This is a genomic window from Shewanella kaireitica (genome assembly GCF_023284045.1).
GTDB lineage: Bacteria > Pseudomonadota > Gammaproteobacteria > Enterobacterales > Shewanellaceae > Shewanella > Shewanella kaireitica.
Map to the genome: position 1 here is coordinate 1 of NZ_JAKIKQ010000024.1, position 17,127 is coordinate 17,127.

The 17,127-nt window shown below is 42.8% G+C and carries 12 protein-coding genes; 10 read left to right on the top strand and 2 right to left on the bottom strand.

The window, feature by feature from the left end; translation table 11 throughout:
• Positions 1–220: 220 nt before the first annotated feature.
• Positions 221–2,266 (bottom strand): putative bifunctional diguanylate cyclase/phosphodiesterase, encoded by a 2,046-nt coding sequence (locus L2730_RS20280; protein ID WP_248976242.1) that lies wholly within the window; start codon positions 2,264–2,266, stop codon positions 221–223.
• Between the two features lie 198 nt (positions 2,267–2,464).
• Here L2730_RS20280 and pnp point away from each other — a divergent pair, with 198 nt between their 5' ends.
• The 10 genes from pnp to deoD all read left to right on the top strand — a co-directional run bounded on the left by pnp (position 2,465) and on the right by deoD (position 16,239).
• Positions 2,465–4,570 (top strand): polyribonucleotide nucleotidyltransferase, encoded by a 2,106-nt coding sequence (pnp, locus tag L2730_RS20285; RefSeq protein WP_248976243.1) that lies wholly within the window; start codon positions 2,465–2,467, stop codon positions 4,568–4,570.
• A 203-nt stretch (positions 4,571–4,773) separates the two neighbouring features.
• Entirely contained in the window at positions 4,774–5,667 is an 894-nt protein-coding gene (gene nlpI / locus L2730_RS20290) for a lipoprotein NlpI (RefSeq protein WP_248976244.1), read from the top strand.
• A gap of 153 nt (positions 5,668–5,820) precedes the next feature.
• Entirely contained in the window at positions 5,821–7,401 is a 1,581-nt protein-coding gene (gene prfC, locus L2730_RS20295) for a peptide chain release factor 3 (RefSeq protein ID WP_248976245.1), read from the top strand.
• Between the two features lie 605 nt (positions 7,402–8,006).
• Positions 8,007–8,771, top strand: coding sequence for a TatD family hydrolase (locus tag L2730_RS20300; RefSeq protein WP_248976284.1), 765 nt, complete (start codon positions 8,007–8,009; stop codon positions 8,769–8,771).
• Positions 8,772–8,948: 177 nt separating this feature from the next.
• The gene (locus L2730_RS20305) at positions 8,949–10,223 is read left to right on the top strand and encodes a NupC/NupG family nucleoside CNT transporter (protein ID WP_248976246.1); all 1,275 of its coding nucleotides are present in this window, start codon (positions 8,949–8,951) and stop codon (positions 10,221–10,223) included.
• A gap of 340 nt (positions 10,224–10,563) precedes the next feature.
• A complete protein-coding gene (locus L2730_RS20310) occupies positions 10,564–11,412 on the top strand; it encodes a nucleoside-specific channel-forming Tsx family protein (protein ID WP_248976247.1) in 849 nt (282 codons plus the stop codon).
• Positions 11,413–11,925: 513 nt separating this feature from the next.
• A complete protein-coding gene (gene deoC / locus L2730_RS20315) occupies positions 11,926–12,699 on the top strand; it encodes a deoxyribose-phosphate aldolase (RefSeq protein ID WP_020911401.1) in 774 nt (257 codons plus the stop codon).
• A 163-nt stretch (positions 12,700–12,862) separates the two neighbouring features.
• A complete protein-coding gene (gene deoA / locus L2730_RS20320) occupies positions 12,863–14,194 on the top strand; it encodes a thymidine phosphorylase (protein ID WP_220735940.1) in 1,332 nt (443 codons plus the stop codon).
• Between the two features lie 13 nt (positions 14,195–14,207).
• Positions 14,208–15,425 (top strand): phosphopentomutase, encoded by a 1,218-nt coding sequence (locus L2730_RS20325; protein ID WP_248976248.1) that lies wholly within the window; start codon positions 14,208–14,210, stop codon positions 15,423–15,425.
• A 103-nt stretch (positions 15,426–15,528) separates the two neighbouring features.
• On the top strand, positions 15,529–16,239 hold the full coding sequence (gene deoD / locus L2730_RS20330; RefSeq protein ID WP_020911404.1) for a purine-nucleoside phosphorylase: 711 nt from the start codon (positions 15,529–15,531) through the stop codon (positions 16,237–16,239).
• Positions 16,240–16,361: 122 nt separating this feature from the next.
• Here the strand turns inward: deoD and L2730_RS20335 are convergent, their stop codons facing one another.
• Positions 16,362–17,066 carry a YtjB family periplasmic protein gene (locus tag L2730_RS20335; protein WP_248976249.1) on the bottom strand — a complete coding sequence of 235 codons (705 nt, stop codon included), beginning with the start codon at positions 17,064–17,066 and terminating at the stop codon, positions 16,362–16,364.
• Between the last annotated feature and the right edge of the window lie 61 nt (positions 17,067–17,127).

The following is a 17,127-nucleotide window of genomic DNA, read 5'->3' on the forward strand; positions in this document are numbered from 1 at the left end:
TAGAATAATGCAGGAGCAATTATCGAGAGCGAAGCAGGATGCCAGAGCCGAGAATAACTATTAGCTCAAATTCCACTACTTGCCTACAGCGTTTTGAATTCCCGCTGAATGATCAAATACTTAATGCAATTGGTATTATACTGCTAGCGCAAAATGAGTGTTTATACAGATCAGTATAAACTCTTGTTGCAGCTGCGAGAATTTATACTGATGGGTATAATTAGCTTACCGTTTTCGCCTCAGCGCTATATTGCTTAACATATTTATCTTCAAATATTTCTAGCGGCAGGGGTTTACTGAAGTAATAGCCTTGTCCAATTAAGCAGTCGCGTTCTTGCAACCACTCTAGCTGAGCTTCGTTTTCAATGCCTTCAGCGACTATCTTCAAATCCAGTTGTTTTCCTAACATCAATATTGTTGAGGCTATAGCACTTTCTTGTGGAAGATCAGAGACAAAACAACGATCTATTTTCATAGTGGTGATTGGTAAATGACGTAGATATGACAATGAAGAGTAGCCAGTGCCAAAGTCATCTACAGCAATGCCAAAACCAGCTGCACGTAACTCTTCTAGCTTCTTTATCGCTAATTGAACGTCATCCATTAATGAGGTTTCAGTGATCTCAATCTCCAATAGCTCTGGTGCTATTTGATAGCGCAGTGCTGCCTTTTTAATATCGGGTACTAGGCTTGAATGTTCGAACTGTTGTGAAGCAACATTGACAGCAATAGGTAAAGAAAAGTTGTATTCATTTTGCCATTTCTTGATGGTACGACAACTCTCTTCTATTACCCATTGCCCCAGTGGGATAATAATACCAGTCTCTTCTGCGACAGGTATAAATGACATAGGGCTAATTAATCTGCCATCTTTCTGCCATCTTATTAAGGCTTCACAGCCAATTAGTTGCCCTGTTTGAATGTCGAGCTTAGGCTGAAAGTGTAGAACGAACTCGTTATTTACTAGCGCATCATGCAGTGATGCTTCGGTTCTTAATCGCACTGCAGCGCGCTCAGTCATCTGCTGCTTGAAAAAGGCCCACTGGTTAGTTCCTGCCGCTTTGGCGCTATACATGGCGATATCAGCGTGGCGAATAAGATCTTCTGCTGCTAGGCCATCATCAGGAAAAATAGAGATACCTATAGATGCTGCAGGATGGATTGCATGCTCATTCAACTGCATTGGTGTGTTGAGTTTTAGCAATAATTTACTCACAAAATCGGCGGCTTGACATGGTGTGGTCAGGCCGTCAGCTAGAATAACGAACTCATCCCCTCCTAAGCGGGCCACAGTGCCTTTTTCAGCTACAGAATCTTCTAAAATCCGAGCTATCCTCACCAGAAACTGGTCACCTAAGGCATGCCCAAGGGAGTCATTGATATTTTTAAACCTATCCAAATCAATAAATAACAATACAAACTGCCTTTCTTGAACTTTAGCTCTTTGTATCGTAACCCCAATGGTTTCAAGTAGTAGTGCTCTATTAGGTAAGCCTGTTAACGCATCTCTTGTCGCCATCTTTCTAAGCTTGTTTTGTGTTCTAGAGAACTGTACCAATATTTGATTAAGCTTGCTGGTTACTAGGCCAAGTTCGTCGTCTCTATGAGCTCGTGATGTTGGAAGCAGGTTTTCAGCTGGCGATTCGGGATCTATTCTATCAATTGCTTCACTTATCCTAGCAATCGGTTGAGTTAGAAATCGATGGAAAACAATTGATAGTAACAGCGTAAGTAGAAAGGCGCGGGTTAAGGTTGCCCACAAACTGTAGCGTAAAGTTGAAAATAACGAGAGGGTTAACTCTTGTACATCATAATGGACCGTTAGCTGGCCTATTAGCTCTTGTTTATAATCATTGTTTGTGAAAATAGGTCGGTATAATAAACGGGATACTTGGCTTAAGTCGCCAAACAGTTCTGTGCTTATTTTTGTGAACAATCCAGAAACTTCCATATCGTTCGAATTTTTGACTGCAACAAAAAGGCTTTTATCATCAAGCTCAATGGTTGCTGAACCAATATTATCAACCTTTAATAAACCTTGTATGGTTTGAGCTGCTAATGTCTCGTCCATCGCCCAGACCGCATTTGTTGCTGGTTGTTCAACAGAGTTAAGTAATTCTTGCTGAGTGGAGATCAACTGTTGGCGTTCATTGACAAAAACTAGCGAGATTTCAACTAGAAAAATTGCAACCGCAAAAAATAACGTTGAAGAAACAACAAGAATTGTTTGCTTCCACGTTAGTGATTTAAAATTTTCCTTTCTCAACTTTATTCCTTTATTTTAATAGCTTATACATGCTTAGGTAGGTATTTAGTTGTGTTTAGGGAAGCATTGGTATCGTAATATGCCCACTTTAGAGAAAAGATTCGGCTTTGTCATTAATCTATTCTCTTTATCTATTGAATAAACTTGCAGTATACTTACGCGCGTAATTAAGGTAATTAAATTTAAGGAATGGTTCACGTGAATCCAATCGTAAAGAGTTTTGAATATGGTCAGCACACAGTTACATTAGAAACTGGTGTTATCGCACGTCAAGCAGACGCTGCTGTTTTAGCAAGTATGGGTGATACAACAGTCCTTGTTACTGTTGTCGGAAAGAAAGCTGAAGAGCCAGGTCGTGACTTTTTCCCGCTAACCGTTAATTACCAGGAAAAGACATACGCTGCTGGTAAGATCCCGGGTGGATTTTTCAAACGCGAAGGTCGTCCTTCTGAAAGCGAAACATTGATTGCACGCCTAATTGACCGTCCAATTCGTCCACTATTCCCAAATGGTTTCAAGAATGAAGTTCAGGTAATTATCACAGTAGTTTCTGTTGATCCTGAAATCAATCCGGACATTATTTCGATGATTGGTACTTCTGCTGCACTAGCAATTTCTGGTCTGCCTTTTAACGGCCCATTGGGTGTTGCGCGTGTTGGTTACACAAACGGTGAATACGTTCTTAACCCGGATGTCACTCAGCTCGTTGATAGTGAGCTAGATCTAGTTGTTGCGGGTACTGAAGGCGCGGTTCTGATGGTTGAATCAGAAGCGGCTTCTCTACCTGAAGAAGTGATGCTTGGTGGTGTTGTTTATGGCCATGATCAACAGCAAGTTGTTATCAATGCTATTAGTGAATTAAAAGCTGAAGCTAGCAAGCCAGCGTGGGATTGGACTGCTCCAGTTCAAGATCAAGAGCTTGTCGCTAAAATTAAAGACTTGGCTGAATCAGGTCTTACTGAAGCTTACCAAATCGAAGTTAAGCAAGATCGTTACATTCAAGTAGGCGTTGTTAAATCTGCAGCTAAAGAAGCATTACTGGCCGAAAATCCAGACGCTGATTTGCGCGAAATCGACGGCCTTCTTGGTAGCTTAGAGAAGAAAGTTGTTCGTAGCCGCATCATTGCGGGTAACCCACGTATCGATGGTCGTGAGCCAGATATGGTTCGTGCACTAAACGTAATGGCTGGTGTACTTCCACGTACACACGGTAGTTCACTGTTCACTCGTGGTGAAACTCAAGCACTTGTTACTTGTACTCTTGGTACAGAACGTGATGCACAGAAAGTTGACAGCATCATGGGCGAATACACAAACCGCTTTATGCTGCACTATAACTTCCCTCCATACTCAGTGGGTGAAACTGGTTTTGTTGGTTCACCTAAGCGCCGCGAAATCGGTCACGGTAAACTCGCATGGCGTGGTATTAACGCTGTTATGCCTTCAGCAGAAGAGTTCCCTTACAGCGTTCGTGTTGTATCTGAGATCACTGAATCAAATGGTTCAAGCTCTATGGCTTCTGTATGTGGTACTTCACTTGCGCTTATGGATGCAGGTGTACCGATCAAAACATCGGTTGCAGGTATCGCAATGGGTCTAGTTAAAGAAGGCGACGACTTCGTTGTTCTTTCTGACATCCTAGGTGATGAAGATCATCTTGGTGATATGGACTTTAAAGTAGCGGGTACTCGTGACGGTATTACTGCATTGCAGATGGATATCAAGATCGAAGGTATCACTAAAGACATCATGCAGATTGCTCTACAGCAAGCCTATGGCGCGCGTGTACACATCCTAAACGTAATGGACCAAGCGATTGGTTCACATCGTGAAGATATCTCTGACCACGCACCACGTATCACTACTCTTAAGATTAACCCTGAGAAGATCCGTGACGTTATTGGTAAAGGTGGTGCAACAATTCGTGCACTTACTGAAGAGACTGGCACTACGATTGAACTTGAAGATGACGGTACCGTTAAGATTGCTTCTTCAAATGGCGAAGCAACTAAAGAAGCTATTCGTCGTATTGAAGAGATCACTGCTGAAGTTGAAGTTGGCACTGTTTACAACGGTAAAGTTGTTCGTATCGTCGATTTCGGTGCATTCGTGACAATTCTTCCTGGTAAAGATGGTCTAGTACATATTTCTCAAATCGCTGAAGAGCGTGTTGCGAATGTGTCTGACTACCTAGAAGTTGGTCAAGAAGTAAAAGTTAAAGTTATGGAAGTTGACCGCCAAGGTCGTGTGCGTCTTTCTATGAAAGAAGCTGCGCCAAAAGCTGAAGCTCCTGCTGCAGAGTAAACGTTAATCGTTTATTCAAAAGGAGGCCCATGTGGCCTCCTTTTTTGTGGGCGCTAATAACTTCCTCTACTGGAAGTAGAAGGTTTATTGTTGTCGTTGGTAATTATTTACTGTAAATGAGACTATTTTTCAATTCCTTGATAGCAGTAGTAACAGGGGATTGCTATGATTGGAGCTATTGCTGAACTCAAAAGGTTAAATGGATGAATCAAAAGATGCGTACCACTGCAATTGCAGTGATGGCTGGGATCAGTATATTGCTGACCGGATGTGTATCAACCCAAGCAGGTAGTAACCAACCTGAGGCTATTAAAGTCGCTCCAGTTTCCCCCGACTATAAGCTTGAGATAACGTTAGCCAAGCTAAATGAAATCCTATCTAGTGTAGAATTAACCCAGGAGCAGCGTGCGCGTTTCCATTATGATCGCGGAGTTATTTATGACCGAGTTGGCTTACGTATTTTAAGCCGAATCGATTTCCATCAGGCATTGAAGTTACAACCTAACCTTGCCGATGCGTATAATTTTCTCGGTATTTACTATACCCAAGAAAATGAATTCGAAAGCGCTTATGAAGCATTTGATGCAGTGCTTGAGTTGTCTCCCGAGTACGACTATGCCTATCTTAATCGCGGAATCTCGCTTTATTATGGAGAGCGCTCTGAGTTAGCTGTATCAGATATGGATATGTTCTATAAGCGTGACCCATCTGATGGTTATCGCGTGTTATGGCTTTTCCTTGCTGAACGAGAGATCGATGAGCAAGCAGCTACCGTCAGAATGATTGAGAACCGCGCTAAGTTGAACCCCGATGCTTGGTCAAGTACCTTAGTTGATTACTACCTAGGTAAAAAAGATAAAGAAGCGGTATTCGCGTTAGCGAAAGAGGGCTTAAAACATCCGAATGAGTATGCTGAACGTTTATGTGAAGCCTACTTCTATATGGCAAAAATAGCCCAGCAACGTGGTGATAATGCCGAGGCCGCGAATTACTTCCGTTTAGCATTAGCGACAAACATCTATGATTTTGTTGAGCATAGATATGCACGTCTCGAGCTTGCACGAGTAGCCGCTGCAATGGCGCCTGTAGTTAACTAGCTATTATTGATCTTGTGAAAGCCTCCTTTAAGGAGGCTTTTTTATTGCTTGAATGCGATTTTGAATTCGTTTTAAGCTGCCGCACTGGTAGCCAAAATTTAGGTGAACAGCTATAATTGCCGCCTTTGTGAACTCCCAGAATTACAGGTATACATGTCAGGCTATAAAGTTGAGGTCGACAAACGTCGCACTTTCGCCATCATCTCTCACCCAGATGCGGGTAAAACCACCATTACTGAAAAGGTTCTTTTATTCGGCAACGCGTTACAAAAAGCGGGCACAGTAAAAGGCAAAAAATCAGGTCAGCATGCTAAGTCTGACTGGATGGAGATGGAAAAAGATCGTGGTATATCGATTACTACTTCTGTCATGCAGTTTCCATACAATGATGCGTTAGTTAATCTTCTCGACACACCTGGTCATGAAGATTTCTCTGAAGATACCTACCGTACGCTTACTGCCGTTGACTCCTGTCTAATGGTGATTGACTCGGCTAAAGGTGTAGAGCAACGTACCATTAAGCTGATGGAAGTTACTCGTCTGCGCGACACGCCAATTGTCACCTTCATGAACAAACTTGATCGCGATATTCGTGACCCTATTGAGTTGATGGATGAAGTTGAAGAGGTGCTTAACATAAAGTGTGCACCTATTACTTGGCCAATTGGTGCTGGTAAAGAGTTTAAAGGGGTTTACCATCTTTTGCGTGACGAGGTGATCTTGTACCAAAATGGTATGGGTCACACCATTCAAGATTCCAAAATTATTAAAGGCCTCGATAACCCAGAACTTGACGAAGCAATCGGCAGTTATGCTGACGAAATTCGTGATGAGATGGAGCTCGTGGCTGGTGCGTCTCACGAATTTGATCGTGAGCAGTTCCTTAAAGGTGAGTTGACGCCGGTTTATTTTGGTACTGCTTTGGGCAACTTTGGTGTTGACCATATTCTTGACGGTATCGTTGAGTGGGCGCCGATCCCACAAGCGCGTGAAACTGAAGCGCGAGATATTGAACCAACAGAACCAAAGTTCAGCGGCTTTGTATTTAAGATCCAAGCTAATATGGACCCTAAGCATCGTGACCGTGTTGCATTTATGCGGATCTGTTCTGGACGTTATGAGCAGGGTATGAAGATGCATCATGTGCGTTTGGGCAAAGATGTAAACGTCAGCGATGCGTTAACGTTTATGGCGGGCGATCGTAATCGTGCTGAGGCAGCCTATCCAGGTGATATTATTGGTTTGCATAACCACGGTACAATTCGCATTGGTGATACCTTTACTCAAGGCGAGAAGTTACGCTTTACCGGTGTACCTAACTTTGCGCCAGAAATGTTCCGCCGCATTCGCCTTAAAGATCCATTAAAGCAAAAGCAGCTGTTAAAGGGCTTAGTACAGCTTTCTGAAGAGGGCGCTGTACAGGTATTTAGACCATTAGACAGCAATGATTTAATTGTAGGCGCCGTTGGTGTGCTGCAGTTTGAAGTAGTTGTAGGTCGCCTGAAGACTGAGTATAAGGTCGAAGCTATTTATGAAGCTATTAGCGTTGCAACTGCGCGTTGGGTTTATTGTGATGATCATAAGAAGCTGGACGAATTTAAGCGTAAGTGCAGCATGAACTTAGCCCTTGATGGTGGTGATAACCTTACTTATATCGCACCGACAATGGTCAATCTTAATCTTTCGATGGAACGTTATCCTGATATTGAGTTTGCTAAGACACGTGAGAATTAACCTTCGCCACTAATACTCGATACTAAAACCCAAGCCATGGCTTGGGTTTTTTATTGGCTGTTTATTGTTAGGCTGAATGAACTGGAACGATACCCTGCAAGGGGACATGCGCAATCATGTTCAATGAGTAATACCAATTGCATTAAAAGTTTGACCATTCAGCGGGAATTCAAAACGCTGCAGGCAAGTAGCGGGATTTGAGCTAATAGTTATTCTCGGCTCTGGCATCCTGCTTCGCTCTACCTCCTAAATCCATTTAGTCGTATATCCAAATCCCATAGCGAAGCATAAAGCGTTTTGCCAATTTGTTTAACCTCAGCCGCACTACGTGAGCCCCTCAGTCTTTCCACTTCTGCTTTGCATAGGCTTAAAAGGGAATAACCATTTCTTTACCGATGCGCTTTGAATTGAAAAGACTGAGGGGTTCTGAACTGGCCAAATACTTAATGCAATTGGTATAAAAGTTAAATTTGGCAAAGATTTGATTCATGAGAGCGAGTATTACAATAATAGGGGGACTTGTTAAATTGACCTTCGATTGTGAGCGAGCATTGAGGTAAGCCATGACATTATTAGTGAATGATGAGCAGTTTAAAGTATTTCCAATGATAGATAGTCACGCTCATTTGGATTTCAGCGAGTTTGATCACGACAGAGGAGAACTGTTCCAACAGATGAGGGCGCAGGGGATAGAGCAAGTTGTGATCCCTGGGGTTTCAGAAGACAAATGGGAAAACCAAATTCGTATTGCCAAGCAGTTTGATTGCCCTTTTTCTTTAGGTATACACCCCTGGTTTTGTGATTCGATGACAGCGCAAACGTTACCTAATCTCAGGGAATGGTTATTGGGATCGCAGCAAGATGCAAAGCTTGTCGCTATTGGTGAGTGTGGTTTAGATAAGTTACATAAAAGTAATTTCGCAACACAATTATCGGTATTTAGAGCTCAAATTTTGCTCGCTGAAGAGTTTGAGCTACCTCTCATTATTCATTGTGTTAAAAGTCATGAAGAGATGCTTAATTTGCTCAAAGGCAGTGGCAATACCAGAAAAGGGGTGATCCATGGCTTTTACGGAGGACCTGAACTGGCATCACGTTATATTCAGTTGGGATACAAGTTAGGAATAGGTGGATTACTTTTAAATGAGAATGCTCATAAATTGCAACGAACAGTGGCTGAATTACCTCTCAGTGCGTTCGTATTAGAAACCGATTCACCTGCTATGAGGCCTAAAAATAGTGATAATGATCGTAATTCACCACTTATTTTGCCTTTATTACTCAAAAAAATGGCAAGTTTGCAGAAAAAAACTAATGTTCTTGTATCAGAACAGCTGTATTTGAATGTTTCGCAACTCTTTGACCTTTAGTTTTATTTTGTTTGAACAGATGTAACTCGCACCATAATAACTAACGAAATCATTGAAATAAAACTTCAAAAATTTGATCAAGACGACGCTTTTGAGCGTCTGGTCGGGTATAATCGACCGCGGAAAAAGGTTGGTTAACAACATAATTAAAAAGTATTAACAATAGGGTGATGGTTAATGGATATTTTAATGAGTTTAGTAGGGGTGGTCACCTTACTAGCGATCGCTTTCGGGCTTTCAAATAATAAAAAAGCAATTAACAAACGTACTGTTCTAGGTGCACTAGCAATTCAAGCCGCTTTCGGTGGTTTCGTATTGTATGTTCCAGTTGGACAAGAAGTACTTGGTGGCGTTTCAATGGGTGTTGCCAGTGTTATTGGTTACTCTCAAGCAGGTATCGACTTCCTATTTGGTGGTCTAGGTACTGACGCTATGTTCGCAAACGGTGTTGGCTTCGTCTTCGCTATCCGCGTACTTCCAGTTATTATCTTCTTCTCTTCTTTGATTGCTGTTCTTTACTACCTTGGCATCATGCAGATGGTAATTAAGTTCATCGGTGGTGGTCTTCAGAAAGCATTGGGCACAAGCCGTACTGAGTCTATGTCTGCTACTGCAAACATCTTCGTAGGTCAAACTGAAGCGCCATTGGTTGTACGTCCATTTATTGCGACTATGACTAACTCAGAGCTATTCGCTATCATGGTTGGTGGTCTTGCATCTATCGCTGGTGCGGTACTTGCTGGTTACGCTGGTATGGGCGTTAAGATTGAGTACTTAGTTGCTGCATCTTTCATGGCTGCTCCTGGTGGTCTAATGATGGCTAAGCTTATCCATCCTGAGACTGAAGAAACTAAAAACGAAATGGGCGACCTGCCTGAAGACACTGACAAGCCAGCTAACGTCATTGACGCTGCTGCTGCAGGTGCTGCTTCTGGTATGCATTTAGCACTTAACGTTGGTGCAATGCTTCTAGCATTCGTTGGTCTTATCGCAATGCTTAACGGTATGTTGGGTGGCATCGGTGGCTGGTTTGGAATGGAGAATCTTTCTCTAGAACTTATTCTAGGTTACCTGTTCATGCCTTTAGCATTCCTAATCGGTGTGCCTTGGAGTGAAGCGATGGTAGCTGGTTCTTTCATTGGTCAGAAGATCATTGTTAACGAATTCGTTGCTTACCTAAACTTTGCCCCATACCTAAAAGATATTGCTGATGGCGGTATGGTTGTTGCTGAAACTGGTGTTGCTATGACTGATAGAACTAAAGCTATCATCTCATTCGCACTATGTGGATTTGCTAACCTATCTTCAATTGCAATTCTACTTGGTGGTCTAGGCGCTATGGCTCCAAGCCGTCGTCATGACCTTGCTAAGCTTGGTGTACGTGCGGTTATCGCAGCATCGCTAGCAAACCTTATGAGTGCAACACTTGCAGGTCTATTCCTAGCATTGTAAGCCTCAATTAGACTGAGTGGCATGTGTTGCTCAGTCTTGGTTCTGCTCACTCGGAGCAGAACCACAATTAAGTCAATCGTTTTCCAGCTTTAAAGTTTTACGAAATGATCAATAACTAAGATTAGGGATTATTTCGACTTAAATACGACAATAACAATGGTAAGGCAGAATAATCTGTCGATAAATCATGACTTTGTTCTAATGTTAAAACTTAGTGTTCGCATTTTTACATAAATAGTGTTGAAATTTGACTTAAATTAAGTAGAATGCGCGCCATAAAAAAGAAACGCTGACTCTTCATAAAGTAGAGCGGCAAAACCATAAATAAATGGGGTTGATGATGAAAAACGTTAAAACTATCGCACTAGCTACAGCACTAGCAGCTACAGCAACAATGGCAGCACCTACTTTCGCAGCAGATCGTACAGACCTTCGTGCTGGCGATTACAGCTGGATGCAGTTCAACGCTATGTACGCGTTCAACGAATTACCTTCAGACGGTGATGGCGATGGCCATGATTACCTAGAGATGGAATTTGGCGGCCGCGCTGGCATCGTTGACCTTTATGGTTACGTTGATGTATTCAACCTAACTAACAGCAGCTCAGGCGATAAGACTGGCAGCGACAGCAAAATGTTCATGAAGTTTGCTCCTCGTTTCTCTATCGATGCGATGACTGGTTGGGACCTTTCTGCTGGTCCTATCCAAGAAGTTTACTTCTCGACTCTATTTAACTGGGGTGGCGGAGCATTCAACAAAGACGGGAAAGGTGATGTAAACGCTTCTTTCTGGGGTATCGGTGCTGACGTTATGGTTCCATGGTTAGGTAAAACTGGCATGAACTTATACGCTCACTACGACATGAACATTAAAGAGTGGAACGGTTACCAATTCTCTATGAACTGGTTCAAGCCTTTCATGAACTTTGATAACGGTTCATTCGTTTCTTTCCAAGGTTATGTTGACTACCAGTTCGGCGCTGATGAAAAATACGGCAACGAATTTGTACCACAAACTACTAGCGGTGGCGCTGCATACTTCGGTCTACACTGGCATTCAGAGAACTACGCTCTTGGTTACGGTCTAAAAGGCTACAAAGACGTATACCTTCTTGAAGATGGTGCAGGTATCGTTGGTCTAGAAACTACTGGTTGGGCACATTACCTAACTGCTACTTACAAGTTCTAAGCAACGCTTAAAGAACAGTTAAGTATCTGTCAGAGCCGCGAAATATCGCGGCTCTAACTATCTTCTAAATATATTGATGTTGAATCTCTAATTTTTATTTCGATTTTTAGCCATTTGGTAACGCAAACAGATTAATTTTTACTTAAGCATGAACTATATTTAATTAGCTTGTTTAGGTAAGTATTAATTGAAAGTGATATAAGATTTATTACGCGCTAAAAAGGACTTTTCGCGGAAAGGCAGACATAAGCAGTATCTATCTCCCTTCCCGGTCTTCATGGATTCAAGTCGTGACACTAGTGTCAAGATTATTGCGATGCAAAGACGTTGCAATGTTGGATACCTGAATATTGACCTTAAGTTGAGCATCATCAATCGATGCCCATCAATAAGGTTTGGCAATGCTCGAAGGCCCGGCCCATAACTATAATCAAAACCAGCCACCTCTAAGCGCAGCTATACGACAATTTTCTATTAAAATTTTACTATTTGAATATGTCTCGGAGAGCTATTATGAGCGACTTAAAAAAAGCAGCACAACAAGCCATTAATTTAATGGATCTTACTACGCTAAATGACGACGATACCGACCAGAAGGTTATCGATTTATGTCATAAAGCTAAGACGCCAGCTGGCGACACTGCTGCTATTTGTATCTACCCTCGCTTTATTCCTATTGCACGTAAAACGCTAAATGAGATTGGCGGCGATGATATCAAAATCGCAACAGTGACTAACTTCCCACACGGTAACGACGATATTGCGATTGCAGTATTAGAGACGCGTGCAGCTGTCGCTTACGGCGCAGATGAAGTTGATGTTGTTTTCCCATACCGCGCATTAATGGCGGGTAACGAAACTGTCGGTTTTGAGCTAGTTAAAGCTTGTAAAGAAGCTTGTGGCGATGAAGCCATCTTGAAAGTTATTATCGAGTCAGGTGTTTTGGCTGATCCAGCACTTATCCGTAAAGCATCTGAGCTATCAATCGATGCGGGTGCTGACTTCATTAAGACTTCAACAGGTAAAGTTGCTGTAAACGCAACACTTGAAGCTGCTGAGATAATGATGACTGTGATCAGCGAAAAGAACACTAAGGTTGGCTTTAAGCCTGCTGGTGGCGTAAAAGATGCTGCAGCTGCGGCAGAGTTTTTAGGTGTTGCAGCACGTCTTCTAGGCGATGACTGGGCGACTCCTGCTACATTCCGTTTTGGCGCTTCTAGCTTATTAACTAACTTACTTCATACATTGGAGTTAGGTGACGCACCTAAAGGACCACAAGGTTACTAATCTTTACTGATTTAGCTTGTTGTTAAGTGTGATCTAAATCTAATTAGGTGTATCAAAAGTCCGTTATTATGTAACTATATTACGGCTTTTGATTCCCCCTTAGCAGATTGCTAACTGAAAGTTACCTTAAGTGGAAACTCAGTTACATTCTTGGAGGTAGTACATGTTTTTAGCTCAAGAAATTATTCGTAAAAAACGTAATGCTGAAGTCCTTTCAACTGAAGAGATCCAATTCTTCGTTAATGGCATCACCAATAACACTGTATCTGAAGGGCAGATCGCTGCACTAGGTATGGCGGTTTATTTCAACGACATGAACATGGATGAGCGTATCGCGCTTACCACGTCTATGCGTGATTCTGGTACGGTTCTCGACTGGAAATCTCTTGACCTTAATGGTCCAATTATCGATAAGCACTCAACCGGTGGTGTGGGGGATGTCATTAGTTTGATGTTAGGCCCTATGGCTGCAGCTTGTGGTGGTTATGTTCCGATGATCTCAGGCCGAGGCTTGGGTCATACTGGCGGCACACTCGATAAGTTTGACGCCATTCCTGGTTACAATACTGAGCCTGATAGTGCACTGTTTCGCAAAGTGGTTAAAGAGGCTGGCGTAGCAATTATTGGTCAGACAGGTGATCTAGTCCCTGCTGATAAGCGCTTTTACTCTATTCGCGATAATACCGCGACAGTAGAATCTATCTCACTTATTACCGCCTCTATTCTTTCTAAAAAGCTTGCCGCAGGCCTTGATGCCCTCGCAATGGATGTCAAAGTTGGTACTGGCGCCTTTATGCCAACCTACGAAGCATCTGAAGAGCTTGCCCGCAGTATCACTGCTGTTGCTAATGGTGCAGGAACTAAAACAACCGCTCTATTAACTGACATGAACCAAGTTTTGGCTTCATGTGCAGGTAATGCTGTTGAGGTTAAAGAAGCTGTCGACTTCATGACTGGTGCTTACCGTAATCCACGTCTTTACGAAGTGACTATGGGACTTTGCGCAGAAATGCTTACCCTTGGTGGTATTGCAAGCAATGAAGCGGAGGCACGTGCCAAGCTAAATGAAGTGCTCGATAACGGTAAAGCTGCTGAGATATTTGGCCGCATGGTATCAGGTCTTGGTGGACCGACTGATTTCGTAGAAAACTACAGTAAATACCTACCTGATTCACAAATTATTCGTCCTGTTTATGCTGACCAAACCGGTTTTGCAACTGCAATGGATACCCGTGAATTGGGTCTTGCAGTTGTTACCTTAGGTGGCGGACGTCGTAAGCCTGGTGACACACTCGATTACAGTGTTGGACTGACTAAAGTTTGCGCCCTTGGCGATGAAATCAGTGCCGATAAGCCTATCGCATTTATACACGCTCAATCTGAAGGTGCCTTTGCTGAAGCTGAAGCTGCAGTGAAAAAAGCGATTCACATTGGCGATACCAAACCAGAGAAAACTCCTGAGATATATCGTTATATCCGCGAGTCAGATCTGTAACGGAGCACAGTTTATGAAACGTACTATAATCATGATGCTAGATTCATTCGGCGTAGGGGCTGCACATGATGCAGAAGCCTTTGGCGACGTAGGGTCAGACACTTTTGGACACATCGCAAAAGCATGTGCTGAAGGTAAAGCAAATGACGGCCGTGAAGGGCCATTGAAATTGCCAAATCTAGCACGCTTGGGGTTAGGGCACGCATCTAAAGAGAGCACGGGTGAATTCCCTGCTGGTTTTGGTGATGATGTCGAGATTATCGGCGCTTATGGTCATGCCGATGAATTAAGCTCAGGTAAAGACACGCCGAGTGGACATTGGGAAATGGCGGGTGTACCTGTTTTATATGAATGGGGCTACTTTAGCGAGCTGACTAACTCTTTCCCGCAGGAACTTACAGATAAGATACTTGCTCGTGCAGGTTTAACTGAGTTTCTCGGTAACTGCCACTCTTCAGGAACTGTGATCCTAGAAGAGCTTGGTGAAGAGCATATGCGCACTGGTAAGCCTATTTTCTATACCTCTGCCGATTCAGTGTTCCAGATTGCTTGTCATGAAGAGAGCTTTGGACTTGAAAAATTATATGAGCTTTGCATTATCGCTCGTGAAGAGCTAGCTGATTACAATATTGGCCGTGTTATTGCTCGTCCATTTGTTGGTACTGATGCAAGTAACTTTGAGCGTACAGGCAATCGTCGCGACTATGCGGTTGAGCCACCAGCGCCAACAGTACTCGATAAGCTAAAAGCAGCCGGTGGTGAAGTGGTTAGTGTGGGCAAGATTGCTGACATCTATGCACATTGCGGTATTACTCAAAAAGTAAAAGCAACTGGGCTTGAAGCATTGTTTGATGCCACGCTAGAGCAAGTTAAACAAGCGGGTGACAATACGATTGTATTCACTAACTTTGTTGATTTTGACTCTCACTATGGCCATCGCCGTGATGTTGCTGGCTATGCTCGCAGCCTAGAGTATTTCGATGCTCGCTTACCAGAGATATTAGCTCTGTTAGACGAAGATGACTTCTTACTGCTTACGGCAGACCATGGTTGTGACCCAACTTGGCCTGGAAGTGATCATACTCGTGAACGAGTACCGGTTTTAGCATATGGTGCAGGGCTCGAACCTGGATCATTAGGTCTACGTAACAGCTTTGCTGATATGGGCCAATCTATAGCGAGCTACTTTAAGCTTGAGCCTATGGAATATGGCGAATCGTTTGTTCGCTAGTTAAACCGAAACAATTTTTAAATTTGGCGGTTCACTTTGGACCGCTAGCATAAAAAGACTCAAGTATTAACGACGGTCTAAAAATATAAATAGGGGTTTTCTGATGGCTACACCACACATTAATGCCGTAGACGGTGCATTTGGCGATACAGTGCTATTTCCTGGCGATCCACTACGTGCAAAATACATTGCTGAAACATTTCTAGAAAACGTTGAGCAAGTTACTGACGTTCGTAACATGCTAGGTTTTACTGGTACATACAAAGGTGTTCGCATCTCTGTTATGGGTTCAGGTATGGGCATTCCTTCTTGCTCAATCTACGCAACTGAATTGATCAAAGATTACGGCGTTAAAAACCTAATCCGTGTTGGTACCTGTGGTGCAGTTAGCACTGACGTTAAAGTTCGTGACGTATTAATCGGTATGGGTGCATGTACTGATTCACAAGTTAACCGTCTACGTTTTAAAGGCCAAGATTTCGCAGCAATCGCTGACTACAGCCTACTTAGCGCTGTGGTTAAAGCTGCAGAAGAGAAAGGCACTAAGTTCCGCGTTGGTAACGTTTTCTCTGCTGATCTTTTCTACACTCCAGATCCAGAAATGTTTGATGTTATGGAAAAAATGAACATCTTAGGTGTCGAAATGGAAGCTGCAGGCCTTTACGGCGTTGCTGCTGAGTTCGGTGCTAAAGCATTATGTGTTTGTACTGTATCTGATCACATCCGTACTGGTGAAAAGACCTCTTCTGACGAGCGTCAAACTACCTTTAACGAAATGATCGAAATGACACTAGAAGCAGCTATCACTCTTTAATGAGCTTTGTTGCAGTAAACCAGTAACACTGGTTTATAAGTCATTAAAAAGCGGACATTGATTGTCCGCTTTTTTGTGGCTGTTTGTTTCGTGCTGAAATGTATTACTCTATTTATAGCATTTTAAGGTTTATCCACTTTCTCTTCTACAGAGAGTGTTTCATCCGCTTGATTTTCTTGTTCTTCACGTCGATGTTTAGCATTTCTTTTGCTGAGCAGTTGTCTGAACTTTATCTTAGCTTTGCGCCTGTCAAAGTCGGCGCGTTTAAACGATAACGCGCGTGACAATAGCATGCCGATGAGCCCAGCAATGACCAGCATCATCTGCTGCTGTTCCATATTGATCTGGTGCGCTTCTTTAATTTCATTAAAAAAGTACTTTGGCTCTAATCTAACCTCTACATAACCCAAGTTCTGCCCATCTTGCGAAACAGCCTCAACATAAGGAGGATATTGTGCAAGAAGTTGTACCATCTCCTCGGAATCAGCTTCATAGTCCTCTTGGGTGACACTTTGTGCGAAGGACAGCCTAACGCCATCTTCACTAAAAATACTGGCTGACATCACTTTAGGGTCAAGTACCAATGCGGTGGCAAGCCATTGCAACTGCTCATCATTTTCCAACTGCAGGGCTGGAGCGGCGCCATAGGCAGTTTGCTCTACTAATAATCTTGCCATCTTTTCGGTTTGGGACTTTAGAAGCTGTTGCCCTTGTAGTAGGCTAGTTTCCCACAACTGATCCAGACCAATGAATAATGCAATAGCGATAAGGATCTGTAATATCCTGCTTATTCGATGGCTCTTTTTTAGGCCTTTTAAATAAAACACTGAAATCCTTAATTTGTAGTGTACTCACTTAATCATAATTGATTATCTCGGTACTCGGTAG

Bases quoted from the DNA above. Each gene is read 5' to 3' on its own strand.
- L2730_RS20300 (WP_248976284.1), top strand. From the start codon at position 8,007: ATGATAGATAGTCACGCTCATTTGGATTTCAGCGAGTTTGATCACGAC.
- deoA (WP_220735940.1), top strand. From the start codon at position 12,863: ATGTTTTTAGCTCAAGAAATTATTCGTAAAAAACGTAATGCTGAAGTC.
- L2730_RS20325 (WP_248976248.1), top strand. From the start codon at position 14,208: ATGAAACGTACTATAATCATGATGCTAGATTCATTCGGCGTAGGGGCT.
- L2730_RS20305 (WP_248976246.1), top strand. From the start codon at position 8,949: ATGGATATTTTAATGAGTTTAGTAGGGGTGGTCACCTTACTAGCGATC.
- nlpI (WP_248976244.1), top strand. From the start codon at position 4,774: ATGAATCAAAAGATGCGTACCACTGCAATTGCAGTGATGGCTGGGATC.
- L2730_RS20310 (WP_248976247.1), top strand. From the start codon at position 10,564: ATGAAAAACGTTAAAACTATCGCACTAGCTACAGCACTAGCAGCTACA.
- deoC (WP_020911401.1), top strand. From the start codon at position 11,926: ATGAGCGACTTAAAAAAAGCAGCACAACAAGCCATTAATTTAATGGAT.
- prfC (WP_248976245.1), top strand. From the start codon at position 5,821: ATGTCAGGCTATAAAGTTGAGGTCGACAAACGTCGCACTTTCGCCATC.
- deoD (WP_020911404.1), top strand. From the start codon at position 15,529: ATGGCTACACCACACATTAATGCCGTAGACGGTGCATTTGGCGATACA.